This is a genomic window from Sphingomonas molluscorum (genome assembly GCF_039522995.1).
In the GTDB taxonomy this organism is placed as follows: Bacteria; Pseudomonadota; Alphaproteobacteria; order Sphingomonadales; family Sphingomonadaceae; genus Sphingomonas; species Sphingomonas molluscorum.
Genome location: NZ_BAAAEL010000012.1, coordinates 161024 through 176052 on the forward strand (window position 1 = coordinate 161024; position 15029 = coordinate 176052).

18 protein-coding genes and 1 pseudogene are annotated in these 15029 nt (G+C 65.5%); 7 read left to right on the top strand and 12 right to left on the bottom strand.

Annotated features, from left to right (window positions below; genetic code table 11):
* Positions 1–175: 175 nt before the first annotated feature.
* Complete coding sequence (locus ABDZ92_RS13545; protein WP_168846115.1) at positions 176–415, top strand: hypothetical protein; 240 nt, start codon at positions 176–178, stop codon at positions 413–415.
* A 200-nt stretch (positions 416–615) separates the two neighbouring features.
* Here the strand turns inward: ABDZ92_RS13545 and ABDZ92_RS13550 are convergent, their stop codons facing one another.
* The 4 genes and pseudogenes from ABDZ92_RS13550 to ABDZ92_RS13565 form a co-directional block, all read right to left on the bottom strand.
* A complete protein-coding gene (locus ABDZ92_RS13550; protein WP_343763308.1) occupies positions 616–1596 on the bottom strand; it encodes an SLOG family protein in 981 nt (326 codons plus the stop codon).
* Between the two features lie 340 nt (positions 1597–1936).
* Positions 1937–2285, bottom strand: a pseudogene (locus tag ABDZ92_RS16990) (DUF6117 family protein).
* Positions 2179–3219 carry a DUF2493 domain-containing protein gene (locus ABDZ92_RS13560; RefSeq protein ID WP_168846118.1) on the bottom strand — a complete coding sequence of 347 codons (1041 nt, stop codon included), beginning with the start codon at positions 3217–3219 and terminating at the stop codon, positions 2179–2181. Before ABDZ92_RS13560 ends, ABDZ92_RS16990 begins: the two are co-directional and overlap by 107 nt.
* Positions 3220–3300: 81 nt before the next feature.
* Complete coding sequence (locus ABDZ92_RS13565; RefSeq protein WP_343763314.1) at positions 3301–3819, bottom strand: DUF736 family protein; 519 nt, start codon at positions 3817–3819, stop codon at positions 3301–3303.
* Positions 3820–3978: 159 nt separating this feature from the next.
* On the opposite strand from ABDZ92_RS13565, the gene ABDZ92_RS13570 reads away from it, so the two are divergent.
* From ABDZ92_RS13570 to ABDZ92_RS13590, 5 genes are all read left to right on the top strand, one after another.
* Positions 3979–4179, top strand: a complete 201-nt coding sequence (locus ABDZ92_RS13570; RefSeq protein ID WP_168846120.1) for a hypothetical protein — start codon at positions 3979–3981, stop codon at positions 4177–4179.
* Positions 4180–4796: 617 nt separating this feature from the next.
* Positions 4797–5357 (top strand): TetR/AcrR family transcriptional regulator, encoded by a 561-nt coding sequence (locus ABDZ92_RS13575; RefSeq protein WP_343763317.1) that lies wholly within the window; start codon positions 4797–4799, stop codon positions 5355–5357.
* 17 nt (positions 5358–5374) lie between these two features.
* Entirely contained in the window at positions 5375–5731 is a 357-nt protein-coding gene (locus ABDZ92_RS13580; RefSeq protein ID WP_343763320.1) for a DUF3817 domain-containing protein, read from the top strand.
* The gene (locus tag ABDZ92_RS13585) at positions 5728–6138 is read left to right on the top strand and encodes a CopD family protein (RefSeq protein ID WP_343763323.1); all 411 of its coding nucleotides are present in this window, start codon (positions 5728–5730) and stop codon (positions 6136–6138) included. The genes ABDZ92_RS13580 and ABDZ92_RS13585 overlap by 4 nt, the downstream gene beginning before the upstream one ends.
* A gap of 6 nt (positions 6139–6144) precedes the next feature.
* Positions 6145–7161, top strand: coding sequence for a pPIWI-associating nuclease domain-containing protein (locus tag ABDZ92_RS13590; RefSeq protein WP_343763326.1), 1017 nt, complete (start codon positions 6145–6147; stop codon positions 7159–7161).
* Between the two features lie 94 nt (positions 7162–7255).
* Here ABDZ92_RS13590 and ABDZ92_RS13595 read toward each other — a convergent pair whose 3' ends face one another.
* The 3 genes from ABDZ92_RS13595 to ABDZ92_RS13605 all read right to left on the bottom strand — a co-directional run bounded on the left by ABDZ92_RS13595 (position 7256) and on the right by ABDZ92_RS13605 (position 9559).
* Positions 7256–7966 (bottom strand): hypothetical protein, encoded by a 711-nt coding sequence (locus tag ABDZ92_RS13595; protein WP_343763329.1) that lies wholly within the window; start codon positions 7964–7966, stop codon positions 7256–7258.
* Positions 7967–8424: 458 nt separating this feature from the next.
* The gene (locus ABDZ92_RS13600; RefSeq protein ID WP_343763331.1) at positions 8425–9021 is read right to left on the bottom strand and encodes an alpha-ketoglutarate-dependent dioxygenase AlkB; all 597 of its coding nucleotides are present in this window, start codon (positions 9019–9021) and stop codon (positions 8425–8427) included.
* A 16-nt stretch (positions 9022–9037) separates the two neighbouring features.
* Positions 9038–9559 carry an SOS response-associated peptidase family protein gene (locus ABDZ92_RS13605; protein WP_343763334.1) on the bottom strand — a complete coding sequence of 174 codons (522 nt, stop codon included), beginning with the start codon at positions 9557–9559 and terminating at the stop codon, positions 9038–9040.
* A gap of 52 nt (positions 9560–9611) precedes the next feature.
* Between ABDZ92_RS13605 and ABDZ92_RS13610 the strand changes: the two genes are divergently transcribed.
* Complete coding sequence (locus ABDZ92_RS13610; RefSeq protein WP_343763337.1) at positions 9612–10223, top strand: SOS response-associated peptidase family protein; 612 nt, start codon at positions 9612–9614, stop codon at positions 10221–10223.
* A 261-nt stretch (positions 10224–10484) separates the two neighbouring features.
* Here ABDZ92_RS13610 and ABDZ92_RS13615 read toward each other — a convergent pair whose 3' ends face one another.
* From ABDZ92_RS13615 to ABDZ92_RS13635, 5 genes are all read right to left on the bottom strand, one after another.
* On the bottom strand, positions 10485–11000 hold the full coding sequence (locus ABDZ92_RS13615; protein ID WP_343763340.1) for a hypothetical protein: 516 nt from the start codon (positions 10998–11000) through the stop codon (positions 10485–10487).
* A gap of 40 nt (positions 11001–11040) precedes the next feature.
* Positions 11041–11394, bottom strand: a complete 354-nt coding sequence (locus ABDZ92_RS13620; RefSeq protein WP_343763343.1) for an RNA polymerase sigma factor — start codon at positions 11392–11394, stop codon at positions 11041–11043.
* Positions 11395–11501: 107 nt separating this feature from the next.
* The gene (locus ABDZ92_RS13625; RefSeq protein ID WP_343763345.1) at positions 11502–12692 is read right to left on the bottom strand and encodes a DUF932 domain-containing protein; all 1191 of its coding nucleotides are present in this window, start codon (positions 12690–12692) and stop codon (positions 11502–11504) included.
* 166 nt (positions 12693–12858) lie between these two features.
* Complete coding sequence (locus tag ABDZ92_RS13630; RefSeq protein WP_343763348.1) at positions 12859–13170, bottom strand: hypothetical protein; 312 nt, start codon at positions 13168–13170, stop codon at positions 12859–12861.
* A 137-nt stretch (positions 13171–13307) separates the two neighbouring features.
* Positions 13308–15008 (bottom strand): strawberry notch C-terminal domain-containing protein, encoded by a 1701-nt coding sequence (locus ABDZ92_RS13635; RefSeq protein WP_343763351.1) that lies wholly within the window; start codon positions 15006–15008, stop codon positions 13308–13310.
* Between the last annotated feature and the right edge of the window lie 21 nt (positions 15009–15029).

The window sequence follows — 15029 nt, forward strand, 5'->3', positions numbered from 1 at the left end:
CTTCGCCTCCGGGCGTGCGTCCTCCCTTCCGCAGCGCCCTGAGCGCTGCGCAGCCTCGACCGGGCACGGGCGTGGCTTCCCCCGAAGGGGACCCAACAAGAATGGACTTGCGCGCGAGCGCGCTCTTTTGGATGATGCGGGCTTGGCGGGCAGACCCATGTGAAGGAACATGGATATGCCGAAACAGACCGAACGCGAACGGCTCGTCGATCTCGAATCCCGCCGCCGTAAACTCGATGACGAAGTCGAGGCGGCGCGCCGCGCCTTGCGCGGCAAATATGCTGCTGCCGTCACCGAACTGGAAGTCGAAAGGCTCACCGAACGCGAGTTCAGAGATCTCGTCGTCCAGGCCATTCGTGCGGGCGGATCCCCTTCCCTGGCGGCGCTGAAAGCGCTGCCGGCCCAGCCCCGCTGATCATGACGATGTCGCCCGCAGGGCGGCCCAGCGACGAGCATGGCGGAGCCACGCGCAGGAGGCCGGTGCCCCCTTTTCGGGGCGCCGCATCGTCGGGCGACGGGCCCGGCCTTCTGCCGGGTCCCTGAGCCCGGCAATCCTGTATGCCCGACAAAAAAAGGGACGGCCCGGGAATGACCCGAGCCGTCCCTTCGCATTCGTCACCGCGCGGCTGCGCCAGGCGCCTGAACCCGGCGGAGGAGACGCGGACGCACCCCCGCTTCCTGAAGGACCCGGGCAAGATGCCCCTGGATGCCTGAGCCCTCACAGACGATCGCATGCACCGGCTTCATCGCCACGATCCGGTCGTTGCGCACAAACCCGGCGCGCTTGCCCAGTCCCTTCGGCAGGTCGAACCGCACCACCTTGACGCCGTTCGCCGCGGCCCAGGCTTCGGCGATCGCATCGGCACCGCTGTCCTGTGCCGTGGTCAGCAGCACCATGTTCGGGGCCAGCGCCCTGGCCTTGTCCAGCTCGGTGTGGATGGCGCGATAATCCTCCCATTGCGCCCCGCCTGAGAAGGCGACGAGCGGCCCCTGCGGGTGGTGCTGGTCGATCCTGCGGTCGCGCCGGGCGGCGAGATAATCGGTGGCGGCAATCACCGAGGCGGTGCGCTTGCTCGACACCAGTGAACCGCGGGCCGCAGACCAGGGCTTGCCGGTCTCGTTCCGGAACGCGGCGGCGGCATGGTCCCGCATGCAGGCGATGGCGTCGCTGGCCTCGTCATGCTCCTGGCATTTGAGCTGCGCCTCCTCCAGTTCGCGCATCATCACCTCGCTGCCATCGGCGCAGCGGATGAGATCCCTCACCGCGCGCGCTGCGTCGTCGGCCTGGCCGGCAAGACCCCGCGCCGTGCTGTGCAGGCTGTTGACGATGCCCCATGCGATCCGCTCGGCGACCTTCTCCAACCGGGTATCGCGCAGAACATCGAAGACGGTGCTGATCAGCATCTCGGTGGCAAGCTGGACCTCCATCGGATCGGGCATGTCGCCGAGGAGTTCATCCTCTCCCCGCATTACCCGGACCCCGTCCAGGTCGGAGGAGAAGGCTTGCGCGAAGGCATCGCTGGGCTGGGCGGTCTCGGCGGCGATGAGATCGGCGATTTCGGAGAAGCTGCGGGTGCTACGGAACATCGTGGTCATGTGAACCTCCTTTTTCTTGAAAGAGGTCATTTCCCCTGCACGGGCTCCGAGCATCGGGGTCAAGGATCGCGTAGCGACCGCTTCAGCGGCGATGGGGGTCACGATTTTCTTTGGCGCCGCACACCCGTTGCGAGGATGCGCCGCCCTCGACCGCCAAAGAAAATGGTGGGGCCCCGTCGTCCTTGAGGCCGGTGCGTCCCGTGCCACACTAAGACGACTTGAGAGAGAGGAAGAGGCTGTGATTCGGGGGGCTCGATGCCCCCCGAATCGCATCGGACGACGCGGACCCTTTGTCCGCTTCGGCCGTCCAACGCCGGTGGCTCGCGCGAGCCCCCGGGCCTCAGTGGAGCGAGCTCTCGGGTGGTCGATACGCCTCGAACGGGTTGCCATCATGGAGATGCCCGAAGGGCGTGATGACATAGTCGCCATCCTCCCGGCCGACGGCGCAAATCACGTAGCGAGGCTCCGGTTTGCACGTCGGTGCATTCGACAAGAGCAAGGTCTCCCGACTCGGCTGCGCGCAGCAGGGTCGAGAAGTTGCGGCGGAAGGCGTCCGGGATGGCCATGATATCCTCCCGTGGTTCAAGCTGCGACCGCGGCGGCGCGGCGGCGTTCTCGCCGCCTGCCGCCTGCAAGACTGCGCACCGGCATACCCTTGTCGGGCGCCTGGTCGGATTTGCGGAAGGCATGGATAGGCACGCCGGCGGCATCGAGCTCCTCATAGAGATTGGCCTGGACGCCCGACCCCTCGCACAGGACCGCCATCACCGGGTTGAGATCGCGCAGCTTGCGATTGCGCGAGAAGGCCGCCTTCATGCCCGAGCCCATCAGGTTGAACCGGACGGTCTGGACCTTGCGCTGCGCGGCCCATTTCTCGGCGATGAGATCCGCCCCCGCACGCTGCGCAGTGGTGATCAGAATCATGTGCGGGATTTGCTCTCTGACCAGATCGAGCCGCTCCCACAGCAGGTCGACATCGTGCCAGACGGCAGGTCCGGAGAAGATGACGATCGGCCCTTTTGGGTTGTGCCGATCGCGGAGTTCGAGCTGGCGCGCCCGCAGGAAATCGACCGCGGCGATCTGGCTTGCGGTGGACGTGCGCGACGCGCGAGACCCCCGCGCCGGCGACCAGGGCCAGCCCGACATCGCCCGGTACATCTCGGCCGCATAATCGCGCATGGTCTCGATCGCGAGCCGCTGTTCGGCGGTCGACTGGCAGAGAAGCTGCTTCTCTTCGAGCTCGCGGTTATAAACCTCGCCGCCTTCGGGATTGCGCGCCAGCACGCCGATCTCGTCGGCGAGACTGTCCTCCCGGCGCTCGAGCTTGCCGGCGACGAAGTGGAAGGAGTTCACGAACCCCCATGCGATCTCGGCCGCCAGCGGCTCCAGCCGCGTGTCGGCGAAGAGGTCGAACAGCGTCGCGATCACGCCGGCGCTATCGGCCTGTGCCGCCAGTTCGTCGGGCATGCCATGTTCGCCCGGCTCGTCGGCGGGTTCGATGATCGACAGCGGCAGGGGATCGCCGAAGGCGGCCTGGAATTCGGGGGTGGCTGTCATCTCGGCATAGAGGGTTTTGAGGTCGGCGAAGCGGGCGATGCTGCGCACGGGTTCGTGCCTGGTCATCGGTTGGGTCCTTTCAAAGAACGGTATGAGGAAGGGAGAAACCGGGAGGCGCGCAGCGCCCCCCGGCCGATCGGACTGGCCTCAGAACGGCACGTCCTCGTCGAGATCGCCGGCAAAGCCCCGGGTCCCGCCCTCACCGTCGAGCGGCGCGGTGCTGCCCCCGAACCCACCGCCCGACGGGCGGCGTTCGCCCCCGCCGATGCTGCGCTCGCCGCCCTCATAATCCTCACCGCCGCGGTTGCGCTGCGCCCTGCCGGCCGGACGCGCCATGTCGTCGCGGCGCCACGAAGCCCGGAACCCTTCTTCGGCGGTCCCGAACAAGGCGACCTGCATCGGGAAGCGCCAGGACTGGTCGTCCAGTTCGCCCGAGTAGAAGATCTCGCCGGTGGTGTTGATCGCGGTCGCCTCGAACAATGCGCCGTAAGGCACCCAGCGGCCGTTGCGGTTGATCGCCTCGACCTCGAACTTGGGTGCGCGGGGATTGTTGCTGCTGATCGGCTTCAGCCGGGCGCGGGGAAGGTCGATCTCGCCGCAGGCGATGAAGCCCACCAGCGCCCCGTTGACGTTGCGGAATTCTCCAACAGTTTTCGAAACAGTCATGTCATTCACTCCTCTAAAACGTCGCATCTGCGACGCTCTCAAAGAGCCTCCTCTTCTCTCCTGCGGCGGACCCATGGCGGGGCGAACGGCCAATCGTCCAGGGTGGTCCCGGGCCCACGAGGCCTGTTCGCCGCGGGCGGAATCAGCTATGCGAAGGACATGGACCCGGAGACGCTACGTGCGGCGGCAAAGCTCGCCCGGATGCGCGCCGAGCGCGGTGGCGGCTCGGCGGCCCGCGAGGACGGCATGGCGCGCCTGGGCGCAGCGCGCGCTCTCAATCAGCTTGCCGCGGATCTCGACGTCACCGCCGACGAATTCGACCGCCCCGCGAAAAAGCGATCCCGCCACAACCCTTCCTGACACGACGCCTTTCGGCCCCGCGCCTTCCTTCACGATAGGTGATCGTTACCCGAAGGGACGAGATCGGGCGCAGCCCGAGCTCGGTCGGAGCGAAGCGGAGATAGAGCGCCGGTGCCCGCGCAGCGGGCAATCGCCGGATCGTCCCCGAAGCGATACGCGACCGACCGCCCATGGGACTGAATGCCCGGTAGGCAGGAACCGGCGCGACGGCCTCCCCCCACCGACCGGTCGCCCTGGCGCGGTATCGCTGCCGGGCGCACCGTCGAAGCGGCCGGGCGAAGGGTCACAGCCAGTTTGGCTGCGCAGCAGAGACTACATCCAGTCGAGCACGCCAAAGACCAGAACCGACGCGCCAAATAGGGGCGGCAGCAGACCGAGCACGATCGTGACGGCGATCACCCAGCGAACCCGCACTGCCTCCACCGGGTCCGGCGCCGAAGGTGCCGCGTGTGCGACGCTTCAGCCAAATACGGACACCTCCCCACGTCACGTCGAACGTTGACCTTGGGCAATATGTCCAGCCGAACTACCAATGCGACCTTGCAGAATAGCACGACCGTTCGTACACCCATCGTGTGAAAGCAAATGCGACTCGAGCCAGAGTTATCGAAGAGGGATTGAACACCCTGAGTGAGGGGGGACTCACTTCGGTGACGATCGGCCGGCTGGCGGAGGCAACCGGACTTTCGAAGAGCGGCCTGTTCGCGCATTTCAAATCGCGCGAAGCACTGGAGGTCGCGCTGCTCGAGGAGGCCGCACGGCTCGCCGACAAGCACGTCGTCGAACCGGCGATGCGCAACCCCGAAGGGCTGCCACGGCTGATGGCGCTGGTGGGTTTGTGGTTCGGCTGGTCAGCGCGGGCGGGGCTGCGCGGCGGCTGCCCCATCGCCGCCGCGCTGTTCGAGCTCGACGATGCACCCGGCATGGTTCGCGACGCGGTCGCCGCGCTCGACGCGAAATGGCGAACCCTGCTGCGCGATCATGTGCAGCAGGCGCTGGATCTGGGTCATCTTCACGCGCAGACCGATCGGGACCAGCTCGTCTGGGAACTGGGCGGCATCTATCTGGCCCATCACAGCTCGATGCGCTTCCACCGCGATCCGCAAGCCGATCAGCGCGCGCAGTTTGCGCTCATTGCACTGCTCCAGCGCTGCGGCGCCGATCCCGTGCACCTGTAAGCAAGGGGGCCAACAGCATGCTGGAGCGCGCGGACCCCATCGCGATGGCCGAGGATCTGGCACAGATCAAAAGGCTGCGCCTGGTCTCTCTCGTCGAGGCCACCACCTTGCTGGTGCTCCTCCTGATTGCCGTGCCGCTCAAGCATGCATTCGGCTACGCCCTGGCGACGAGGATCATGGGGCCCGTCCACGGCGCCGCGTTCGTCGCTTATGCCTGGTGCGTGATCGCGACCGTCTCGGCCGGCGGCTGGTCACGCTCTGAAGTCGCGCGGTTGAGCTTCGGTGCATTCGTGCCGTTCGGGGGCTTTCTCAACGCGGGGCTCCTGCGGCGAAAGCAGGTGGAACTCGCTTCCGACCAGCCGGCCTCGCCATGATCCCCTATCTGTTGGTGAGGGCGCTGCATGTGGCGTGCGTCCTCCTCTTCGTCGGCGGTCTGTTCTCCCAGGCGTTTGCCGTGGCGGTGGGTCAGCGCGGCGATGCCGGGATCACGGCGCTCGTCTCCACCTGGGATCGCCGGGTCACCGTGCCGGCGATACTCGCCGTCTGGCTGACCGGCGCGGCGATCGCAGCCGAGGGGGCATGGTTCGCGAGTCCGTGGTTGTGGGCGAAGCTGACCCTGGTCGTTGCCTTGACGGGTCTCCACGGGATCCAGTCGGGCAGGCTGCGGCGTCTTCGCCGGGGCGATCCGCCGCCGGCCGCAATGCGGGCCAGCCATACCGCCGCCTTCATAGCGGCTTCGGTGACCATCATTGCACTGCTCGTGGTGCTGAAACCGTTCTGATATCGCGTGATCGCCGCTGCCGCTGTTCCGAACTGCACTGGTGAATCCTCGCCTGAAAGGATCGAACGCGGCATAGTGCTCCGAATGATGACAGAGCGACCTGAGACTGCCCTCGAGGCGCTGGAAGACCTGGCCGTCGACGACTTTTCGCGGCGAGTGATCCGCGGCGCAGTTCGTGTCCTGGCCGACCGCGAGAATCCCCTCCGGCTGAACTTGTTCGCGACGGCGTCCCGCATGCTGCTCGAGCATCTGATGGGGACCCTCGCGCCGACAGGCGAAGTCGAGAAATGCTGGTGGTATGCGCTGCAACCGGACACCGACAAACCGACCAGGGCGCAACGCATCCGCTATTGCCTGCGCGGCGGGTTGCCCGACGAATTCGTGCGTGACGAACTGGGCATCGACCCGCGGCCGCTGGAGGCCTCGCTGGTCCGGGCATATTCGCAGCTTAGCAAGCATGTGCATGGTCGCGCCGAGACCGTGGTCGAGGATGAAGCGAAGCAAGATGCCGAGGCGAACGAGATCGTCATCGCGATCGGCGCTTTCTTGTCGGGCTATCGCGACGCGCGGGCGCAGCTGCTCGATCCGTTGGCGGAGAGCCTGGATTCCGGGGCCGTCGACGCGCTGCTGTCCGAGACGATCCTGAGCGTCGACGAACTCGCCAGCCATCACTCGGTGGAGGACGTCTATGTCCACGAAACGAAGGTCGAGTCGATCGGGGCGGAATGGGTCCGCTATCGCGCCACCGGCAGCGTCGACGTCGTGCTGCAATGGGGCTCGAACTCCGACCTGCGCAACGGCGACGGCGCAGAGAGCGAGCAGACCTTTCCCTTCGTGTGCACGTTCGATGTACCTGTCGAGCGTCCGCACGACATCGAGGACGCGGAGGTCGAGTGGGGCGTGGACACGAGCTCCTGGAGCGACCTGTTCAACGACGACGAATATTACGAACCCCCGGACGATAATGATCGGGCAGAGGCGCAGGAGGATCTGAGTGTGGCGCCCAAACGGTACGATCTCTAAAGCGGCCGGATGGACCCGGGTCCCGCAGATCATGCTGCCATCGACCGGCCCATCGCAGCGCCAGGCTTGAGCCCAGCACCTCGGCAGCGCGTCGCTAGCGTTCGGTGCGAGCAGTGAGCTCCGGGGCAATCTCCACCGGAACGCCAACAACCGTGAGTATCGCATCCAGTTCGATATCTCGCTGCGGGGCGAGCTTCCTAGCCGAGGCCGTCATCGGGACATGACCGGCCAGATAGGCGGCGTAGATCCAGGCGATCCCCCTGGCGGTGACCGTCTGGTAGGGGCCATATTCGCCATCGTGCTGATTGAAGAACCCGGTCGCATGGCCGAGCTCGGTGAGAACGCCATCCTTCAGAAGTCCGGCCTCGGCGAGAAAAGCCGAGCGGAATTTCGGAGTGCTCACACCCGCCAGGCGGTCGCGCAGCCATTTGAGGTCTCGCGAAGCATGCGGATCGAGCGCTCGGACCGTGAGCGCGTGGCGGGCGTCAAAAGCAGATGCCGCGCTTCGTACGAGCTGGATCTGCTGGTCCAGATCCTCGCCTGTGGCGGCGGCAAACGATGAGCCGTCGGCCAACAGGAACGACACGCGTCCGGCAGCGTCCAGGATCCAATCGATCTCCTGCGCGTCGAGACTCAACGCCACAGCGATCGCCCCCTCGAGAAGGCGGACGTCGGCCTGGGCCTGCGCCTGGCGGCGAAGATCGCGCAACGCCCGGCCGGGATTGCTGTGGCGGTCGGATCCTTCGCGTTCGGCGCCCAGGCGAGCGTTTGCGAGATCGGACTGAAGACGTTCGAGTGGTGTCATCCACCGTCAGTAGAGGCTCGGAGACCTGATGTCAGGCGTGATGGTGGCCCGACCGCGAAAGGCCGTCGAGCACTGCTCGCTTTCTCCCGGCGACCCGATCGTCGTCCAACGCGATGTCTTGGCTGTTCCGCCGGGCGGAAGCCGGGGTGGCCGCGCATTCACACGGCGACGGATGGTGGGACGCGCCTTCCTTCCCGTTCGGGCGCATCCTGCTGCAGCTTTTCACCAGGTCCGGCATGCGAGCGCTATCGACACGGAACCAGGCGCGAACGCGCACGCACAACCCGGCGGCACGCCATTCCTCTCCCTCTTTCCTCCAAGAGCCGGACGCGTGCGCAAAACCTGTGTCGAGCCGGGCTGAGCGATTTGACCCCTGCCGAATTCGCGAGCGAGAAGGTCATCGCGCTCCTGGCGTGGTTCCTCGACGCCGACACAGCGCGGATACGCATCGCGGCCTCTCATGTTCGTCGCCGGGGCGTCGCCAGACTGCGGAAGGTCACCGACCAGCGCGGCGTCTCCATCGGCACGATACTATGCTCCCAATCGTGGCGGATTTCGCCGGAGAGATGATAGATCGAGCGCGGGGCCACCGGCGCCGACATCCTCTCAAAACCGGCACTGGTCCGACGGCGAAACCGCATCGCGGCTTCGCTGCCCAGCGATATGCCGATGACGTGTTCAAACACGGGTCGGTCCTTGTGCCACCCGATTCCGGCCCCTGGATCGTAGCGAATGAGGAGTGCCTGGACGAGATCAGCGGGTGTCAGCCCGGCGAAGCCGGCAGCCCTTGCCTTTAGCGGCTCCAGCCAATCCGGAATCGGGTCGGCGGGCGCGAACACGCCCGTCTCGAAATCATAGCGCCAGCCATAGCTATGGGTGAGCCGCTTGCCGGTCCATTGCTGAAACCGGAACGGGCTCAGCTCGGCATGGTCGATCGCGGCGATCAGCGCCTGCTCTTCGAACGGCGTGATGAACGCCTCGGAATAAGCGAGCCCGGGCGGCAAGGGTGCGCTGAACAGATCGGCCTGTCCGCACCCTCCGATCGACTGGAACATGCCCATGACGCAGCGATCAGAGCGCCAGCACAGGCTGGCGCGCGCCGCTCGTGGTTTCTTCGATGACGAAGGTTCGCGCAGGCGGCGTCTCGAGGAGATCACCCACAGGAACCGTGAGATCGAGCCACTGCATCACCTGGCGACGATGGATGATCGCGCCGTGGCGATCCTGGTAACGGGCGACTTCGGGGTTCGCGGCGACGGTGACGATGCGGTAGCAAAGCGGCCAATCCCCCATGGGCGGTTCCCAGACCCCTGCGAGATAGAAGAAATTGCCGCCGTCGAGCGTGACCCGATAGCGGCGGTCGCCGACGGTCATGTGAAATTCAGAGGCGGGGATCAGGCAGCGATGGCTGGGAAAGGTCTCTCCCTCGGAGCGAACGAAGCGATAGGCGATGCCGTCGCTGAACCGAGGATTGGAACCCCAGGTCGCCTCGACCATCTCTACTTCTTGGACATCTTCCGGATTGCGCCGGATGATGGCGCGCCGGCTGCCAAGTGGCGCATCGGTATCAAAGGGCGTCGGTGCCGAGTCCATTGGTGGAACATAATGGGAACGACGGCGAGTCGCAAGGAGGTCGAAACGAGCAATGTGCAACGATTACCGTCTCGAGGTGGACATCGCCTCGATCGCCGAGGATTTCGACGACCTCAAGATCAAGATCAGGATGCCGGAGGGCACGCCGAATGTGGCCGCGCGCGAGGACATCAATATCACCGACATCGCCCCGATCGTGCGCAGCGTCGAGGGCGAACGCGGTGCAGGCGAGTTGGTCAACCGCAGGTGGAGCTGGCCAGGGCCCGGCGGCAAGCCCGTCTATAATTTCCGTTCGGACGACCGCGAGTTCACGTCCGGCCGGTGTCTGATCCTTGCCGATGGCTTTTATGAATTCACGCCGCCCGAGCCGGGGCACAAGCGCAAGACCAAATGGCTGTTCACGCTCGCGGACCATCGCTGGTTCTGCATCGCGGGCATCTGGCGCTCGCACCCCGAGATCGGCGAGGCGTTCACGATGCTGACGATGGAGCCGGGCGATGACATCGCGCCCTTTCACCGGCGCCAGATCATCCCCCTCACGCGCGATCAATGGGCGGACTGGCTCGACCCGTCCGTGCCCGCGCAAGACGTGCTCAAGGTCCTCCCGAAGGGAAGCCTCCCCGCGACCAGGGTCTACCCCCCGCAAGAGCCGCTGCTGGTGTAATTGGGAGGAGGAGGCAGCCGTCGCCCGCCCGAAGCAGCCCTTGTGGCGCTGTGCGGTGCATTCGGCAGTCAACTAACCAAGTTGTCGCGATGGGTCAGGGGGCCACGGCCTTGCGACGAAGCGCCTGGAATCGAGGGTCCGCGAGACGATCATGAAGACCAAGACAGGACCGCGGCGGCCTGGCGCGGCGATCTTCAGATCGCATGGGCCCGGACTGTGGACAACCAACAGCCGAGGATCGACCGAGCAACCGCCGACTTCTCAGGCGTTCCCGCGGATCGCAGGTCCGGTCGCGGGCACGATGTTGACCTGGATCTCCTGTTCGGATCGAAGTGTATCAAGCAGCATTCGGCTCCGATCATTGAGTTCCGCGGCCGTGCCCAGCACCTCGACTGTGTAGTGCTCCCGCGCGAACATGTCGGCAGGTGCCGCGACGAGTTCGGTGTAGGGGCGCGGCCAGTGGCACAATAGCAGGAACGGCCAATCCGGAGCCGGCTGAGCATATTGCGCCAGCGTGATCTGAGCTGTCGTCAGCGACGACGGACGGCGATCGAGGAGAGCGGGAATGACGACCGCTTCGCGTTCAACCTGGAGGAAGGCATCCAGCTCGGTTCGCTCGGCATCGGTTTCGACGATGATGGGATAATAACGCCCGAGCGGGAGGGTCGGGCCGGCAAATGGCGCCGATATTTCCAGCATCACGACATCCGGCAAGGTCGCGAGAGGCCGGGTATAGAGAGCGCGGCGTTGCGCCAACGAGTTGCTGAGACGTATCATGAGCGCAAGACAGCCCAGATGACTTCGCCCAATCAACCCTTCAATCGGAGGGCGGGCCCGGCGGAGCATCGCCTTCAGCTTCGAGGCGGACCGCGAGGTGGCCAAGCGCAGCGGCAATATCGCGCTCCACATGGGCCACGGAGATGCCCATCATCTCGGCGATTTCGATGAAGGACATGCCATCAATTTGATGCAGTTGGAGGAGTTCGCGCCGCTTAGCCGGCAGCGAGGCAAGGGCTGCGCGGTATGCGGCCGCATCGACTGGACGCCCGCGCGCGCGGGTTGGAGCTGGGTCGACAGGGTCCCGCGCGGATGCGTCGAACGCTTCGATCTTCCTGGCCGGGCGCCTGCGGCACCGCAGGAATCGAAGTAGTTGCTGGAAAAGGTGCCTCATCGGGGCTCTCCCCTCATTGATTGAGCCGGCGCCGGACCAGCCGTCGGCGTCCGCCGCGGCGAGATAGCTCTGCGAGATAGCTCTGACGGCCAGCACGGCGCCGGGGATCAGTTTGCGCGCTCAAGCAGCTTTCGAGCCTTGCCTTCAAGGTCGAGCCGGTCGTCCTGGTGAGCCTTGTGGCGCGCCACGGCGGTTATGCCCTGAACGAAATCGTAGAGGGAGGCGGCGGGGTGGCCTTCTTCGTCGAGGACGGTGGCGATCACCTTCGCAGTGTCCGATTTGGAGAAGCCGCGATTGCGCAGGAAGCTACTACGATCTTCGTCGGTCCGTGCCACGATCCGTTCACGCGCCGTCTTGATGCCGTCGACGAAATGCGACGGCGAGGAATCGGCGAAGTGGGTCAAGGCCGGTTCCGCCTGCTGCGCGAAACGGCTAGCCGCGAATTTGGAATGGCGGATATTGATCTCCTGGAAATTTTCCACGCCCCAGAGATTCCGGTTCATGCACACCGCGCGCAGGTAAAAGGTCGCGATTCCGAGCGTTTTCGAGCCGACCTCGGAATTCCAGCAATAGAAGCCGCGGAAATAGAGATCCGGGTCGCCGTTGGGCAACTTTCCGGCCTCGATCGGATGCGTGTCGTCAACAAGGAACAGGAAGACGTCGCGATCGGATGCATAGAGCGTCGTCGTGTCACGCGTGACGTCGACATAGGGGTTGTAACGCATCGTCCCCCAGTCGAGCACGCCCGGCACCTTCCAGCGCGTATCGCCGACGCCGTCGCCTGCGAACTTCATGACCGCAGCGACCAGCTCATGGTCCCAGATACGGCCATAGTCCGGGCCGGTGACAGCGCGCAGCTCGGTGCGGCCGTCATCGGTCTGAAGGAGCTTCACCTGCTCGCCGCGATGGGCGATCAGACCATGCTGCAGATTTATCCCCGCGAGGGCGGCAGGGAGGTCGCGCAGATAGGAGGCGGGCGCCCCGACCAAGCTGCACATCTGGCCGAACGACCAGTTGGTGGGTGCAACAGGCATCTCGCTGCCTGGCACCAGAAGCGACAGGCGCTCGGGATTGTCGCTGCGCGCCTCGACCCGGAGAGCGCGGCTCTCGACGATGCGGGTGGTCGCGGCCTCGGCGCGGGCGCGGACCCTGTCGTATAGGCTCGATAGTGACAGGTAGCGCTCGTCTTCGGGGCGCGCGAACCATTCCGAGGACACACGGCTGACATTGCGGCCGCGACTGATATCGACCTTGTACGGAGCCGAAACGGGGCGGTCGAGCGTGGCGATCATATTCATGGGAAACCTCCTGAGCTGCCGAGCGCGCAGGGCATCGTCGCCAATGCCCCGCCGCACGCCCCTCACCGCCCCCTTCCCTCCTCCGGTAAGGGGCTCGCGCCTGTGTCGATCAGAACCGTTGGACAAGGTTGGTCGCAGGTCTGGAGCCCGCGAGGCGCCTCATGTTTCAGGATGCCCCGGTCGCCGCGGCGGCGCCGATCAGATCGCGCAATTTTGCCCAAGCAGCCGCCTCGCCGGCGCGGATTCCCACATTGAGGCCCTGACCGTAGAGGCGGTAGGCGATCGCGACCATCTCGGGCGACGCATCGGCCGGCACGAAGCTCAGGAAGTTCCCTTGGTCATCGCGCAACGCCAGAGTGTATGTGTGATTACCGTCAGGCGGCAGCGCGACGCGGGCGGTGGAGTGCAGGTCGGTGAGATCGAGGTTGAAGGACTCGACGAAGAGCTCGCCGATTGGATCGGGGGTGGGGTCGGACATGCCAGGTCTCCAATGGTCGTCGGCGACCCATTCGCCGCCCCCGAACCGCCCCCCTTCCCTCCAGATGTGAGAAGGCCCGCGACGATTGGCGTCGCGACGTCAGGGAATGGCAAAGAGCACTGATGCGGCTTGTCCGTTCACGCGCAGCCGGCACACTGGCCGATCACGCTGACGACCTGTTCCGCCCGGCTGGCGGGCACGAAGAGGCGCGTCTTGTAGCTGATGATCTCGGTGAAGCAGCCGATCGACTTCAGCCACTCGCGCTTCTCGGACGGGAAACCCTTGATCTCCAGTCGTGCCTCGTCGTTGACATAGGATCGCTGGAGACGCGATCCCGCCAGCCCGGGAATAGCGACGCCGTCTGACGCGCGCGCGGCGGCAACGATCTCCGCAGCCGACAGGCTGATTGCCATCGTCACGCCGAAGGCCTGGGAGAGCTTCTCGAAGCCGGACGGAGAAACGATCCTCCCGAGCACGGAATTGCCCACGTCGTCCGAGATGCGCCAGACCCTGACATCGTCGTCCGGCAAGCGATTCCAGACCGGGAGGAGCAGCCCCGTGGCAATGTTGATCGTCTGCACATCGACCCTTGTGGCGATCTCGGCACATTCGGCCTCCCAGGCCGCCTCGAAACTGGCGGCATCGACGATATCCCAATTGCTTTCGGCGAGCTTCGCGTGCCGGATGCGCTCGGTCCCGGCGGGCCGGATCAACTCCCAGACACGGATTGATTGACCTTCATTGTCGAGGATTGACCAGGAAGGCACCCTGAGCGCGACACGCCCGGAGCGACCGTTCTTCAGGAACGCGATGCCGTCGGTTTCTGACCAGAGTTCCATAAGGCGGGCAAAGGAGGTCGCGCGGGGCCTGCGGTGAAGCTCGAGGCGTGAGAGCCTTGTTTCCGCCCCGGTGACCGGGTCGCGGCGCAGGATCTGCTCGTCGAGCTGGACGATACGCTCGGCCTTGATCGTCTCGACTCCGATATCGAGCGTGCCGGCATCGCGCGCTGCGTCGATGCGTGCCTGGATCAGCGCCAGATATTCCTCGAAGATCGCGTTCTGCGTACCGATGCGCAGCGCGAGCAATCGGTTCAGCCAGCGCTGGATCGGCGGCAGCGTCTCGAGAAGCCCGCCGCCCTCATCGTCGAGGAGCTTGAGCCCCGTCATCCGCGCGAACTCACCCAGCGACACGCTGGTGAGCTTGCCGAGATAGAGCAGATGATACCATTGGCCGAGCGCGTCCTTGGCGTAGTCGCTTTCAAGATTATCGGCGGGATCGAACAGGTTTTGCCCGCCCGTTTGTCGCTGGCCCCGCGTGAGCGCGCCAAGACTGTCCAGCCGTCGGGCTATCGTGCTGATAAACCGGCGCTCGCCACAGCAGTCGGTGGTCACGGGGCGGAAGATCGGGGCGGTGACCTGGTTCGTCCGGTTGGAACGCCCCAGCCCCTGGATCGCGCTCGACGCGCGCCAGCCCGGCTCGAGGAGATAATGGACTCGCCGCCGATGAGCGCTCGGACAGTTACGATCGGCATGATAGCTGCGACCGGTTCCGCCAGCATCGGAGAAGGCAAGGATCGCCTTGCGCCCGGACATGAAGGCATCGGCCTCGGCGATGTTGCTACGGGCGGTTCGCCGCTCGATCTGCTGCCGGCCACTGGCATCGAGCATGATGCGACGAGTCCTTCCCGTGACTTCGGCGACAGCATCCGTGCCGAAATGCCGGATCAGCTCGTCCAGCGCACCCGGGATCGGCGGCATCGCGCAAAGTTGCTCGATGAGGTCCTCGCGTGCCTCAATAGCGGCCTGGCACAGCACCGGCGAGCCATCGCCATCGATCATCGGCTCCGACCGGAGACTGTC